This is a genomic window from Variovorax sp. YR634, from assembly GCF_900106655.1.
Lineage (GTDB): Bacteria > Pseudomonadota > Gammaproteobacteria > Burkholderiales > Burkholderiaceae_C > Variovorax.
In genome coordinates this window covers 150281-163482 of the sequence record NZ_FNOL01000008.1, presented here as the reverse complement: position 1 = coordinate 163482, position 13202 = coordinate 150281, and the positions used below count along the sequence as shown (strand labels likewise).

General features: G+C 68.8%; 10 protein-coding genes. All 10 read left to right on the top strand.

Annotation, left to right across the window (positions count from 1 at the left end; translation table 11 throughout):
• Positions 1–2 precede the first annotated feature (2 nt).
• From ftsL to BLV60_RS16200, 10 genes are read left to right on the top strand one after another with little or no spacing between them, the layout of a single operon-like run.
• Positions 3–359, top strand: coding sequence for a cell division protein FtsL (gene ftsL / locus BLV60_RS16245; protein ID WP_093056279.1), 357 nt, complete (start codon positions 3–5; stop codon positions 357–359).
• Positions 356–2110: a peptidoglycan D,D-transpeptidase FtsI family protein gene (locus BLV60_RS16240; RefSeq protein WP_093056277.1), complete on the top strand. Its 1755-nt coding sequence runs from the start codon at positions 356–358 to the stop codon at positions 2108–2110. Before ftsL ends, BLV60_RS16240 begins: the two co-directional genes overlap by 4 nt.
• A gap of 2 nt (positions 2111–2112) precedes the next feature.
• Entirely contained in the window at positions 2113–3672 is a 1560-nt protein-coding gene (locus tag BLV60_RS16235) for a UDP-N-acetylmuramoyl-L-alanyl-D-glutamate--2,6-diaminopimelate ligase (protein WP_093056275.1), read from the top strand.
• Positions 3669–5105 carry a UDP-N-acetylmuramoyl-tripeptide--D-alanyl-D-alanine ligase gene (gene murF / locus BLV60_RS16230; protein ID WP_093056273.1) on the top strand — a complete coding sequence of 479 codons (1437 nt, stop codon included), beginning with the start codon at positions 3669–3671 and terminating at the stop codon, positions 5103–5105. The genes BLV60_RS16235 and murF overlap by 4 nt, the downstream gene beginning before the upstream one ends.
• Positions 5106–5120: 15 nt before the next feature.
• Complete coding sequence (gene mraY, locus BLV60_RS16225; RefSeq protein ID WP_093056272.1) at positions 5121–6299, top strand: phospho-N-acetylmuramoyl-pentapeptide-transferase; 1179 nt, start codon at positions 5121–5123, stop codon at positions 6297–6299.
• 7 nt (positions 6300–6306) lie between these two features.
• Positions 6307–8406, top strand: coding sequence for a UDP-N-acetylmuramoyl-L-alanine--D-glutamate ligase (murD, locus tag BLV60_RS16220; RefSeq protein ID WP_093056270.1), 2100 nt, complete (start codon positions 6307–6309; stop codon positions 8404–8406).
• Entirely contained in the window at positions 8403–9701 is a 1299-nt protein-coding gene (gene ftsW / locus BLV60_RS16215) for a putative lipid II flippase FtsW (protein WP_093056268.1), read from the top strand. Before murD ends, ftsW begins: the two co-directional genes overlap by 4 nt.
• A complete protein-coding gene (gene murG / locus BLV60_RS16210; protein WP_093056266.1) occupies positions 9698–10759 on the top strand; it encodes an undecaprenyldiphospho-muramoylpentapeptide beta-N-acetylglucosaminyltransferase in 1062 nt (353 codons plus the stop codon). The genes ftsW and murG overlap by 4 nt, the downstream gene beginning before the upstream one ends.
• Positions 10756–12234 (top strand): UDP-N-acetylmuramate--L-alanine ligase, encoded by a 1479-nt coding sequence (gene murC / locus BLV60_RS16205; protein ID WP_093056264.1) that lies wholly within the window; start codon positions 10756–10758, stop codon positions 12232–12234. Before murG ends, murC begins: the two co-directional genes overlap by 4 nt.
• Complete coding sequence (locus tag BLV60_RS16200) at positions 12231–13202, top strand: D-alanine--D-alanine ligase (RefSeq protein ID WP_093056262.1); 972 nt, start codon at positions 12231–12233, stop codon at positions 13200–13202. Before murC ends, BLV60_RS16200 begins: the two co-directional genes overlap by 4 nt.

The window sequence follows — 13202 nt, the reverse complement described above, 5'->3', positions numbered from 1 at the left end:
TCATGGCCCGCCTCAACATCCTGCTGCTGCTGGCCGTCATTGCGACGGCTTTGTACCTCGTGCACACGCAGTACATGTCACGTCAGCTCTATACCGAGCTCGACCGCGTGCAGCAGGAAGCCCGTCGCCTGGAGACCGACCGCGATCGCCTGCAGGTCGAGAAGCGCGCACAGGCCACGCCGCTGCGCGTCGAGAAGCTCGCCAAGGAGCAGCTGCAGATGCGCACCACCTCGCCGGCGATCACGCAGTACGTGCGCCCTGACGGCACGGTGATCCCCGCGGTCGCGCCGGTGGCGCCTGCGCCGACCACGCCCAAGCCGGCGGCCAAGCCAGTCACCGCAGCGAGGGCCGCACGATGAACCGGGGCAACCGCAGCGTGCGCTACACCACCAGCCCCTTGCTCGCGAGCAAGACGCCGGTGTGGCGCAGCAAGTTCATCGTCGCGGGCATTGCGCTCGGCTTCGTCATGCTGGCGGGCCGGGCGGCCTACGTGCAGGTGCTCAACAACAGCTTCTTCCAGCGGCAGGGCGAAGTGCGCTTTGCGCGCACGCTCGAGCTGCCGGCCAACCGCGGCCGCATCCTCGACCGCAACGGGCTCATCCTGGCCTCCAGCGTGGTGGCGCCCAGCATCTGGGCCATTCCGGAAGACATCGAGCGCGACGACCCCGAGGTGCGCGCCAAGCTCAAGCAGGTCGCCAAGCTGCTGGAGATGTCGCAGAAGGACTTCGACAAGAAGCTCGAAGACGAGGACAAGACCTTCGTCTGGATCAAGCGCCAGGTCGACGAGCCCATCGCCAAGCAGATCGCGGCCATGAACCTCAAGGGCATCTACCAGCGCAAGGAATACAAGCGCCAGTACCCCGAGGGCGAGGCCGCCGCGCACGTGGTGGGCTTTACCAACGTGGAAGACAACGGCCAGGAAGGCATCGAGCTCGCGTTCAACAAGGAGCTGGCCGGCAAGGCGGGTTCGCGCCGGGTCATCAAGGACCGCCTGGGCCGCGTGGTCGAGGGCGTGGGCGAAACCGTGCCACCGCTCGACGGCAAGGACATCCAGCTCAGCGTCGACAGCAAGGTGCAGTTCTTCGCCTACCAGAAGCTGCGCGATGCCGTGACCGCGCGCAAGGCCAAGGCCGGCAGCGTGGTGGTGCTCGACTCCGTCACCGGCGAAGTGCTGGCGCTGGCCAACTACCCGAGCTATGTGCCCGACAAGCGCCAGAACCTCACCGGCGAGCAGCTGCGCAACCGCGCGCTCACCGACACCTTCGAGCCCGGGTCGACCATGAAGCCGATCACGGTGGGCATGGCGCTCGAAGCCGGCCGCGTGAAGCCCTCGACCCTGATCGAAACCGGCCCCGGCCGATTCCAGATCGGCGGCTTCACCATCAGCGACACCCACAACTACGGCACGCTGACGGTCGAGGGCGTGATCCAGAAGTCGAGCAACGTCGGCGCGCTCAAGATCGCCCAGAAGATGACCCCGCACGAGATGTGGGACACCTACACCGCGCTCGGCTACGGCCAGAAGCCGCAGATCCAGTTCCCCGGCGCCGTGACGGGCCGGCTGCGCCCGTGGAAGACCTGGAAGCCGGTCGAGCAGGCCACCATGGCCTACGGCTACGGCCTGTCGGCGTCGCTGTTCCAGATGGCGCATTCGTACACCTCGTTCGCGCACGACGGCTCGATCATTCCGGTCACCATCCTGAAGAATTCCGAGCCGCCGGTCGGCGTGCGCGTGTTCTCGCCGTCGAACGCGCTGGCGGTGCGCAAGATGCTGCAGATGGCCGCCGGCCCCGGCGGCACCGGCACGCGCGCGCAGACGGTCGGCTACTCGGTCGGCGGCAAGTCGGGCACGGCCCACAAGCAGGTCGGCAAGGGTTACGCGAGTAACAAATATCGCGCCTGGTTCACCGGCATGGCGCCTATCGACAAGCCGCGCATCATCGTCGCCGTGATGATCGACGAGCCCAGCGACGGCCAGTATTTCGGCGGCGTCGCCGCGGCGCCCGTGTTCAGCGAAGTCGTGCAGCAGACCTTGCGCATGATGAACGTACCGCCCGATCTGGCGGTCAAACCGCTTGTGATGACGCAGGGCGTCGACGAGAGTTTCTGAACATGCTGACCTTCACTTCACCCCAACTCGCCGCGGCCTGGCTCAAGGAGCGCGTGCCGCAGGCCGCGCTGCACGCCGACAGCCGTGCCGTGGGCGCGGGCGACGTCTTCATCGCCTGGCCCGGCGCCGCCACCGACGGGCGCAAGCACGTGGCGGCCGCGCTGGCGCAGGGCGCGGCGGTCTGCCTGGTGGAGCACGAGGGCGTCGAGGCCTTCGGCTTTGAAGGCGACGACCGCATCGTCAGCTACCCCGGCCTGAAGGCCGCCACCGGCCCGATCGCCTCGGCCTTCTACGACAACCCCTCGGCCCTGCTCGACGTGCTGGCCGTGACCGGCACCAACGGCAAGACATCCACCGCCTGGTGGCTGGCCGAATCGCTCTCCACGCTGCGCGCGGCGGGTGGCGTGCGCGCGATGCGGCCAGACGGCACCATGCAGCGCGATGCGCCGTCACCCTGCGCGGTGATGGGCACGCTCGGCATCGGCGTGCCGCCCGAGCTGACGTACACCGGCCTCACCACGCCCGACCCGGTGATGATGCAGCGCGAACTGCGCTCGCTGGTCACGCGCGGCTTCGGCGCCTGCGCCATCGAGGCATCGTCCATCGGCATCGCCGAGCGCCGCCTCGACGGCGCGCAGATCGCCGTGGCCGTGTTCACCAACTTCACGCAGGACCACCTCGACTACCACGGCAGCATGGACGCCTACTGGCAGGCCAAGGCCGAGCTGTTCCGCTGGCCCGGCCTGCGCGCGGCGGTGATCAACATCGACGACACGCACGGCGCCAGCCTGTGCGCGAACCTGATCGACGCCGGCATCGGCGCGCTCGACGTCTGGACCGTCTCGGCCGGCGGCAAGCCGGCCCGCCTCGTGGCGCGCGACATCGGCTACGACGCGCAGGGCCTGCAGTTCTCGGTGGCCGAGCACGGCACCGCCGCGGTGGAGCGCCTGTCGACCGGCCTGATCGGCCAGTACAACGTGGCCAACCTGCTGGGCGTGCTCGGCACGCTGCGCGCGCTGGGCCTCACGCTCGCCCAGGCCGTGGCAGCCTGCGCCAACCTCACCAGCGTGCCGGGCCGCATGGACCGCGCAGGCACCGGCGAAGGCGCGCCGCTCGCCGTGGTCGACTATGCCCACACCCCCGACGCGCTCGACAAGGCCCTGATCGGCCTGCGCCCGCTGGCAAAGCAGCGCGGCGGCGCGCTCTGGTGCCTGTTCGGTTGCGGCGGCGACCGCGACCCGATCAAGCGCCCGATGATGGCCGCCGTCGCCGAGCGCCAGGCCGACCGCGTGGTCGTCACCAGCGACAACCCGCGCAGCGAAAAGCCCGACGCGATCATCAGCCAGGTGCTGCGCGGCTTCTCGCGCCCCGAAGCCGCCCAGGTGCAGCCCGATCGCGCCGGCGCCATCGCCGACGCCATCGCGCAGGCAGCCCCGCAAGACGTGGTGCTGATCGCCGGCAAGGGCCACGAGGCCTGGCAGGAAATCGCCGGCCAGCGCATCGAGTTTTCCGACAAGGCCCATGCGCTTCAAGCGCTGGCAAAGAGGGGGGCCGCGGCATGACCGACACGACGCCTCTCAACATCACGCTGGCCCAGGTGCAGCAATGGATTCCGGGATCGCGCCTGGTGGGTGACGCTTCGACCGTCATCGCCCGCGTGCACACCGACACGCGCACGCTCGCGCAGGGCGACCTGTTCGTCGCGCTCAAGGGCGAGCGCTTCGATGCCAACGACTTCCTGGCGGACGCCAAGAAGCGCGGCGCCGTGGCCGCCATTGCGCACCACGGCCTCGAGGCCGCCGGCCTCAGCGGCCTCGAAGTGCCCGACTCGCTGGTCGCGCTCGGCGCGCTCGGCGCGGGCTGGCGCGCGCAGTTCGAACTGCCGCTGATCGCCGTGACCGGCAGCAACGGCAAGACCACGGTCACGCAGATGATCGCGGCCGTGCTGTTCGCCTTCCGCGCCGAACGAGCGCTGGCCACCGCCGGCAACTTCAACAACGAGATCGGCGTGCCGCTCACGCTGCTGCGCCTGCGCGCGCAGCACCAGCGCGCGGTGCTCGAACTGGGCATGAACCATCCGGGCGAGATCGCGCGGCTGGCCGCCATCTCGCGCCCGACCATCGCACTCGTCAACAACGCCCAGCGCGAGCACCAGGAGTTCATGGCCACCGTCGAGGCGGTGGCCGTCGAGAACGCCACCGTGTTCGCGGTGCTGCCCGAAGGCGGCACCGCCGTGTTCCCCTATGGCGACGCCTTCACTTCTCTGTGGACCGACATGGCGCACGCCGGTGGCTCGCGCCGCTGCATGACCTTCGGCGAATCGGAAGATGCCGACATCTCGCTCGACAGCGCCGAATGGAAGCAGGGTGCCTGGGCCGTGCGCATCCGCACGCCGATCGGCGCCTTCGATGCGCGCCTGCACATCGCGGGCCGGCACAACGTCGTCAATGCGCTGGCCGCCACGGCCTGTGCGCTCGCGGCCGGCGTGTCGGTCGAGACCATTGCAGCGGGCCTGTCGGCCTTCGAGCCGGTCAAGGGCCGTTCGCGCGCCAACGAGATCGTGCTGGCCGGTGGCCATGCGCTCACGCTGGTCGACGACAGCTACAACGCCAACCCCGATTCCGTGATTGCCGCCATCGACGTGCTTGCCGCCCTGCCGGGCCCGCGCCTGCTGGTGCTCGGCGACATGGGCGAGGTGGGCGACCGCTCGCCCGAGTTCCACGCCGAAGTCGGCGAGCGGGCGCGCCAGCGCGGCATCGAGTCCGTCTACACGCTGGGCGCCGCGACGGCGCACACCACCGCTGCCTTCGGCGGTGCCGACGGACGCCATTTCGAAGAGTTCGACGCGCTCGGCGCGGCTGTGCTCGCGCGCCTGCCGCAACTCGGCAGCGTGCTCGTCAAGGGATCGCGCTTCATGAAGATGGAGCGCGTGGTGCAGGTCGTCGAGGCGCAAGCACAACCACAACAACAAAAGGAGGCCGGTCATGACGCATGAGCCGCGCGAAACCACATGCTGATGACCCTGGCCCAATGGCTGCAGACGCTCTCGCCCGAGTTCGGGTTTTTGCGCGTTTTTCAATACCTCACCTTCCGCGCGCTGATGGCTGCGCTGACCGCGCTCGTGGTCGGCCTGGTGGCCGGCCCGTACGTGATCCGCCGCCTGGCCGCGCTCAAGATCGGCCAGCCGATTCGCGGCTACGGCATGGAAACGCACCTGACCAAGAGCGGCACGCCCACCATGGGCGGTGTGCTGGTGCTGTTCGCCATCGCCTTCGCCACGCTGCTGTGGTTCGATATTTCGAACCGGTTCGTGTGGATCGTGCTGTGGGTCACGATGGGCTTCGGCGCCATCGGCTGGGTCGATGACTGGCGCAAGGTGGTGCGCAAGGACCCGGAAGGCATGCGCTCGCGCGAGAAGTATTTCTGGCAGTCGGTGGTCGGCCTGATTGCGGCCTTCTACCTGCTCTTCAGCATCTCGGAGAGCTCCAACTGGCGCGTGGTGCAGCTGTTCTTCGCGTGGGTGCAGTCAGGCTTCGACCTCGACTTTCCGCCCAAGATCAACCTGCTGGTGCCGTTCTTCAAGGAGGTGAGCTACCCGCTGGGCGGCATCGGCTTCGTGATCCTCACGTACCTCGTGATCGTGGGCGCGAGCAATGCGGTGAACCTGACCGACGGCCTCGATGGCCTGGCGATCATGCCGGTGGTGATGGTGGGCTCGGCGCTGGGCGTGTTCGCCTATGTCACGGGCAGCGCGGTGTACTCCAAGTACCTGCTGTTCCCCAACATCCCGGGCTCGGGCGAGTTGCTGGTGTTCTGCTCGGCAATGGCCGGCGCGGGGCTCGCGTTCCTCTGGTTCAACACGCACCCGGCACAGGTCTTCATGGGCGACGTGGGCGCGCTGGCGCTGGGCGGCGCGCTGGGCACCATCGCGGTCATCGTGCGCCAGGAGATCGTGTTCTTCATCATGGGCGGCATCTTCGTGGTCGAGGCGATCTCGGTGATGGCACAGGTCATGTACTTCAAGTACACGAAGAAGCGCTACGGCGAAGGCCGCCGCGTGCTCAAGATGGCGCCGCTGCACCATCACTTCGAGAAGAGCGGCTGGCGCGAAACGCAGGTCGTGGTGCGCTTCTGGATCATCACGATGCTGCTGTGCCTCGTGGGTCTTTCGACGTTGAAGCTGCGGTAACGGAACCATGCGGCATCTGAAAGACCTCCCCGTTCTCATCCTCGGCCTCGGTGCGTCCGGGCTGGCGATGACGCGCTGGTGCGCGCGCCACGGCGCCGTCGTGACCGTGGCCGACACGCGCGAGGCGCCGGCATTGCTCGCGACGCTGCAGGCGGAGCTGCCCGGGGTGACGTTCGTCGGCGGGCCGTTCTCGGCCGCGCTGGTCGAAGGCACGCCGATCCGCGCGGTGTATCGCTCGCCGGGGCTGTCGCCCGCGACCATTGCGCCGGTGGTGGAAGCGGCGCGTGCTGTCGGGCTGCCGGTCGGTGGCGAGCTGGATCTGTTCGCGCGTGCGTTGCTGGACCTGCGGACGGTGGAAGTGCCGGTGGTCGAGGCTGAGCCGGAACCCGAGACGGAAGCACCCATCGAGCCGGTGGCAGAAGCGCCCGTGGAAACCGCCGAGCCGGAGGCGCAAGCGCAACTGCCGCTGGACGAGCCCGCGCACGTCGAGCAGGCTGAAGCCGTGGCCGAGCCGGAGCAACAGCCCGAGCCTGTCGAAGCCGAAGCGCCCGAACTCGCCGCAGAAGCCGCGTCCGAGCCGACCGTGCCCGCGCAGGCTGAAGCAATGCCGCGCGATCCGTCGATGAGCGTCGCCGTGCCGCTGCCGCCCGAGGCCGCAGAAGTCGTCGAGCCGGCGGCCGAGCCCGCGCCGGAAGTGCCCGCCGTTGTCCCCGAGTCCTCCGAGGCTTCGGCTCCTGCACCCGCCACCGCTTCCCGCCTGCCCGTCACCGGCAAGCCCTACGTCCCGACCGCCGCCAGGGAGGCCGCGGAGTTCGTCGCCAAGATCGCCGAAATCTCCGCCACCAACCCGGCCTCGGCCGCTGTCGAAGAAGAATCGCCGCAGCTCGAGCTGGCGCCCATCGTCGAGCCCGAAGCCCCCAAGGGCTATGCGCCCGCGGTGCTCGCCATTACCGGCACCAACGGCAAGACCACCGTCACCTCGCTCACCGGCCAGCTGGTCGAACGTGCGGGCAAGACCGTGGCCGTGGCCGGCAACATCGGCCCGACGCTGCTCGACACGCTCTCGGCGCACATGGATGCCGACACGCTGCCCGACGTGTGGGTGCTGGAGCTGTCCAGCTTCCAGCTCGACGGCGTGCAGGGCTTCGAGCCCACGGCCGCCACCGTGCTCAACCTCACGCAGGACCACCTCGACTGGCATGGCGACATGCCGGCCTACGCGGCGGCCAAGGCGCGCATCTTCGGCGCGCATGGGCTGATGATCCTCAACCGCGACGATGCCGGCGTGATGGCGATGTTGCCCGCGCCCGTCAGGGTCAAGCTGCAGCGCCCGCAGATCCGCACGCACGTCACCTTCGGCGCGGCCATGCCGCTGCGCCCGGGTGACTACGGCATCGAGCGCGTCAACGGCATGGCCTGGCTGGTGCGCGCGCTGGAAGCTGACGAAACGCAGAAGCGCAAGCGCGGCGCCGTGGTGGAAGAAGAAATCTTCCTGCAGCGCCTGATGCCCGCCGACGCGCTGCGCATCCGCGGCCGCCACAACGCCATGAACGCACTGGCCGCACTCGCGCTGGCCAGCGCCGCCGACTGCCCGCTGGGCCCCATGCTCTACGGCCTGCGCGAATACCACGGCGAGCCGCACCGCGTGGAGCCGATCGCCATCGTGGACGAGGTCGAGTACTTCGACGACAGCAAGGGCACCAACGTCGGCGCCACCGTGGCCGCGTTGATCGGCCTGGGCGAAGAGCGCCGCGTGGTCGTCATCCTCGGCGGCGATGGCAAGGGACAAGACTTCGAACCGCTGGCCGAGCCCGTGCGCCAGTACGCGCGCGCCGTGGTGCTCATCGGCCGCGACGCACCGCTCATCGAAGCCGCGCTGGCATCGACCGGCGTCTCTCTGCTGCATGCCGCCTCGATGGACGAGGCCGTGAAGCTCGCGTCCGCGCGCGCCAACCCCGGCGACGCCGTGCTGCTGTCACCGGCCTGTGCGAGCTTCGACATGTTCAAGGACTACGCGCACCGCGCCGAGGTGTTCCGCGAGGCCGTGCAGGCCTACGAGGACAGCCCGCGCGGCATGGGCGGTTCGACGACGGAGGACACGGTTTGAACTCTGCCGCCTCAGGCGCCACGCCCAACGCATCCACCAGTCGCTTCGGCGGCTGGTTCAGGCGCGCCCGCAGCGGGATCGACTCGCTGCCGGTGCACCTGCCCGTGCGGCTGGGCGGCGCCGGCATCGCGCAGACAAAAGCCACGCCGATGCGCGTGCTGGGTTTCGACCAGGCGCTGGTCTGGGTCACGGTCGCGCTGCTGACCTGGGGCCTGATCATGGTGTATTCGGCCTCGATCGCGCTGCCTGACAACCCGCGCTTTGCACGTGCGGGCTACAGCGCCTCGTACTTCCTCACGCGGCACGCGGCTTCGGTGATCTTCGCGTTCATCGCCGCGCTGCTGGCCTTCCAGATCCCGATGAAGACCTGGGAGCGCGCCGCGCCCTGGCTCTTCGTGGCTTCGCTGCTGCTGCTGGTGGCCGTGCTCATTCCGCACATCGGCATCAACGTGAACGGCGCGCGCCGTTGGCTGCCAATGGGCTTCATGCGCTTCCAGCCCTCGGAGCTGGCCAAGCTCGCGATGGTGCTCTACGCCGCCAGCTACATGGTGCGCAAGATGGAGATCAAGGAGCGCTTCTTCCGCGCCGTGCTGCCGATGGGCATCGCGGTGGTGGTGGTCGGCATGCTGGTGATGGCCGAACCCGACATGGGCGCGTTCATGGTGATCGCCGTGATCGCCATGGGCATCCTGTTCCTGGGCGGCGTGAACGCGCGCATGTTCTTCGTGATCGCCGCGCTGGTGGTGGTGGCCTTCGGCACCATCGTCGCGAGCAGCCCGTGGCGCCGCGAGCGCATCTTTGCGTACCTCGATCCGTGGAGCGAAGAGCACGCGCTGGGCAAGGGCTACCAGTTGTCGCACTCGCTGATCGCCATCGGTCGCGGCGAGATCTTCGGCGTGGGCCTGGGCGGCAGCGTCGAGAAGCTGCACTGGCTGCCCGAGGCGCACACCGACTTCCTGCTGGCCGTGATCGGCGAAGAGTTCGGCCTGGTCGGCGTGCTGCTGATCATCGGCCTGTTCCTCTGGCTCACGCGCCGCATCATGCACATCGGCCGCCAGGCGATTGCGCTGGACCGCGTGTTCTCGGGCCTCGTGGCACAGGGCGTGGGCGTGTGGCTCGGCTTCCAGACCTTCATCAACATGGGCGTGAACCTGGGCGCGCTGCCGACCAAGGGCCTGACCTTGCCGCTGATGAGCTTCGGCGGTTCGGCCATCCTGATGAACCTCGTGGCGCTGGCCATCGTGCTGCGTATCGACTACGAAAACCGTGTGCTGATGCGGGGAGGCCGCGTATGACGCGCACCGCACTCGTCATGGCAGGCGGCACAGGCGGCCATATCTTCCCGGGTCTCGCAGTGGCCGAAGCCCTGCGCGAGCGCGGCTGGCAGGTTCACTGGCTGGGCGCGCCCGGCAGCATGGAAGAAAAACTCGTGCCGCCGCGCGGCTTCGCCTTCGAGCCCGTGCAGTTCGGCGGCGTGCGCGGCAAAGGCCCGCTCACGCTGTTCCTGCTGCCGCTGAAGCTGCTGCGCGCCTTCTGGCAGAGCCTGCGCGTGGTGCGCCGCGTGAAGCCCGACGTGCTGGTGGGCCTTGGCGGCTACATCACTTTTCCGGGCGGAATGATGGGCGTGTTGCTCAACAAGCCGCTGGTGCTGCACGAGCAGAACTCGGTCGCCGGCCTCGCCAACAAGGTGCTGGCGGGCGTGGCCGATCGCGTGTTCACGGCTTTCCCCAATGTGCTGAAGAAGGCGCAGTGGGTGGGCAATCCGCTGCGGGCGGCCTTCACTTCGCAACCCGATCCGGCCACGCGTTTCGCGGGCCGTACCGGTCCGCTGAAATTGCTGGTGGTGGGCGGCAGCCTCGGCGCACGCGGCCTCAATACTGTTGTGCCGCAGGCGCTGGCGCGCATCGAGCCGGCCACGCGTCCGCAGGTGCTGCACCAGAGCGGCTCCAAGCAAATCGATGAGCTGCGCGCCAACTACACGGCGGCTGGCGTCGAAGGCGAACTCACGCCCTTCATCGAAGACACCGCGCAGGCGTACGCCGACGCCGACATCATCGTCGCGCGCGCCGGCGCCAGCACCGTCACAGAAATCGCGGCCGTCGGCGCAGCAGCGCTGTTCGTGCCTTTCCCCTCGGCGGTCGACGACCACCAGACCACCAACGCGCGCTTCCTCGTGGACGCGGGCGGCGGATGGCTCGTGCAGCAGGCCGACCTCACTCCTGAATTGCTGGCTGACTTGCTACAGAAAACCGAGCGCACCGCGCTGATCGACAAGGCCGTCAAGGCCAAGACCATGCAGAAGACCGAAGCCGTCGAGGCGGTCGTCCGCGCTTGCGAGGAGCTTGCCAAATGAAGCACGCTATTCGTCACATCCATTTCGTGGGCATCGGTGGTTCCGGCATGAGCGGCATCGCCGAAGTGCTGCTGAACCTGGGCTACAAGATCACCGGATCCGACCTGTCCGACAGCGTCACGCTGCGACGGCTCGCGGGCCTGGGCATCGGCACCTTCGTGGGCCACGCCGCCGCGCACATCGACGGCGCGGACGCGGTCGTCACCTCCACCGCCGTGCAGTCGGACAACCCCGAAGTGCTGGCCGCGCGCGAGAAGCGCATTCCGGTGGTGCCGCGCGCGCTGATGCTGGCCGAGCTGATGCGCCTGAAGCAGGGCATTGCAATTGCCGGCACGCACGGCAAGACCACCACCACCAGCCTGGTGGCGAGCGTGCTCGACGCCGCCGGGCTCGACCCGACCTTCGTGATCGGCGGTCGCCTCAACAGCGCGGGCGCCAACGCGCAGCTCGGCAGCGGCGACTACATCGTGGTCGAGGCCGACGAGTCGGACGCCTCGTTCCTGAACCTGCTGCCCGTGATGGCGGTGGTCACGAACATCGACGCCGACCACATGGAGACCTACGGGCACGATTTCGCGAAGCTCAAGAAAGCCTTCGTCGACTTCCTGCACCGCATGCCGTTCTACGGCGTGGCCATTCTCTGCACCGACGATCCGGCGGTGCGCGAGATCGTGGCCGACGTGACCTGCCCGGTCACCAGCTACGGCTTCGGCGAGGACGCCCAGGTGCGCGCCATCGACGTGCGCGCCGTCGGCGGCCAGATGCACTTCACCGCGCAGCGCCGCAACGGCGTGACGTTGCCCGACCTGCCCATCGTGCTGAACCTGCCGGGCGAGCACAACGTGCGCAATGCGCTGTCGGTGATCGCGGTGGCCGTGGAACTCGGCATTCCCGACGAAGCCGTGCAGCGCGGCCTCGCAGGTTTCAAGGGCGTGGGCCGACGTTTCCAGAGCTATGGCGACGTGGCTGTGCAAGGCGGCCATAACGAAGGTGGGGCCGGCACCTTCACCGTGATCGACGACTACGGCCATCACCCTGTCGAAATGGCGGCCACCATCGCCGCCGCGCGCGGCGCATTCCCGGGCCGCCGGCTGGTGCTGGCCTTCCAGCCGCACCGCTATACCCGTACGCGCGACTGCTTCGAAGACTTCGTGAAGGTCATCGGCACGGCCGACTCCGTGTTGCTCGGCGAGGTCTACGCCGCGGGCGAGGCGCCCATCGTGGCGGCCGATGGCCGCACGCTGGCGCGCGCGCTGCGCGTGGCCGGCAAGGTCGAGCCGGTGTTCGTCGACGACATCGCCGCCATGCCCCAAGCCATTCTCGACAACGCCCGCGCGGGCGACGTGGTGCTTTCCATGGGCGCCGGCTCCATTGGCGCGGTACCGGGCAAGGTCGTCGAACTCGGCGCAGCGGCGGTCACCGCCGTAGCACCCTCAACATCGCAGCGCGATTCGCGCAAAGGGAGGGCCTCATGAGCCTTCAGGACCCCAAGCTCTTCGGCAAGGTTGCCGTGCTGTTCGGCGGTAGTTCCGCCGAACGCGAAATCTCGTTGATGTCGGGCACCGGCGTGCTCGAAGCCCTGCGCTCGCGTGGTGTCGATGCGCACGCCTTCGACCCCTCGCAGCGCGATCTGGCCGACCTGAAGCGCGAAGGCTTCGCGCGCTGCTTCGTCGCGCTGCACGGCCGCCACGGCGAAGACGGCACCGTGCAGGGCGCGCTCGAACTGCTCGGCATTCCGTACACCGGCTCGGGCGTGATGGCTTCCAGCGTGGCCATGGACAAGGTCATGACCAAGCGCATCTGGCAGGCTGACGGCCTGCCGACGCCCAAGTACGTGCGCCTGGCCTTCGACCAGCAAAGCCGCGAGCAGATCATGGCCGTGCCCGACGTGCTCGGCCTGCCGCTGATCGTGAAGCCGCCGCGCGAGGGCTCCTCCATCGGCGTGACCAAGGTCGAGGGCTACTCGCAGATGCAGGACGCGATCACGCTCTCGGCCAAGTACGACGCCGACGTGCTCTGCGAGGAATTCATCGAAGGCGAGGAAGTGACCTGCGCGGTGCTCGGCCACGGGCTCGACGCGCGCGCGCTGCCGGTGGTGCGCATCTCCGCACCCGAAGGCGCCTACGACTACCAGAACAAGTACTTCACCGACGACGTGAAGTACCAGTGCCCGAGCGGCCTGCCCGAAGCGGAAGAGCACGAGATCCAGCGCATCACGCTGGCTGCCTACCGCACGCTCGGCTGCCGCGGCTGGGGCCGTGCCGACGTGATGATCCGCGCCAGCGACCGCAAGCCCTTCCTGCTGGAGATGAACACCTCGCCCGGCATGACCAGCCATTCGCTGGTGCCGATGTCGGCCCGCGCCGCGGGCATCGCGTACGAAGACCTGTGCCTGCGGGTGCTGGCCTCGGCCGCGCTCGACGCAACGGGAGGCTCGCTATAG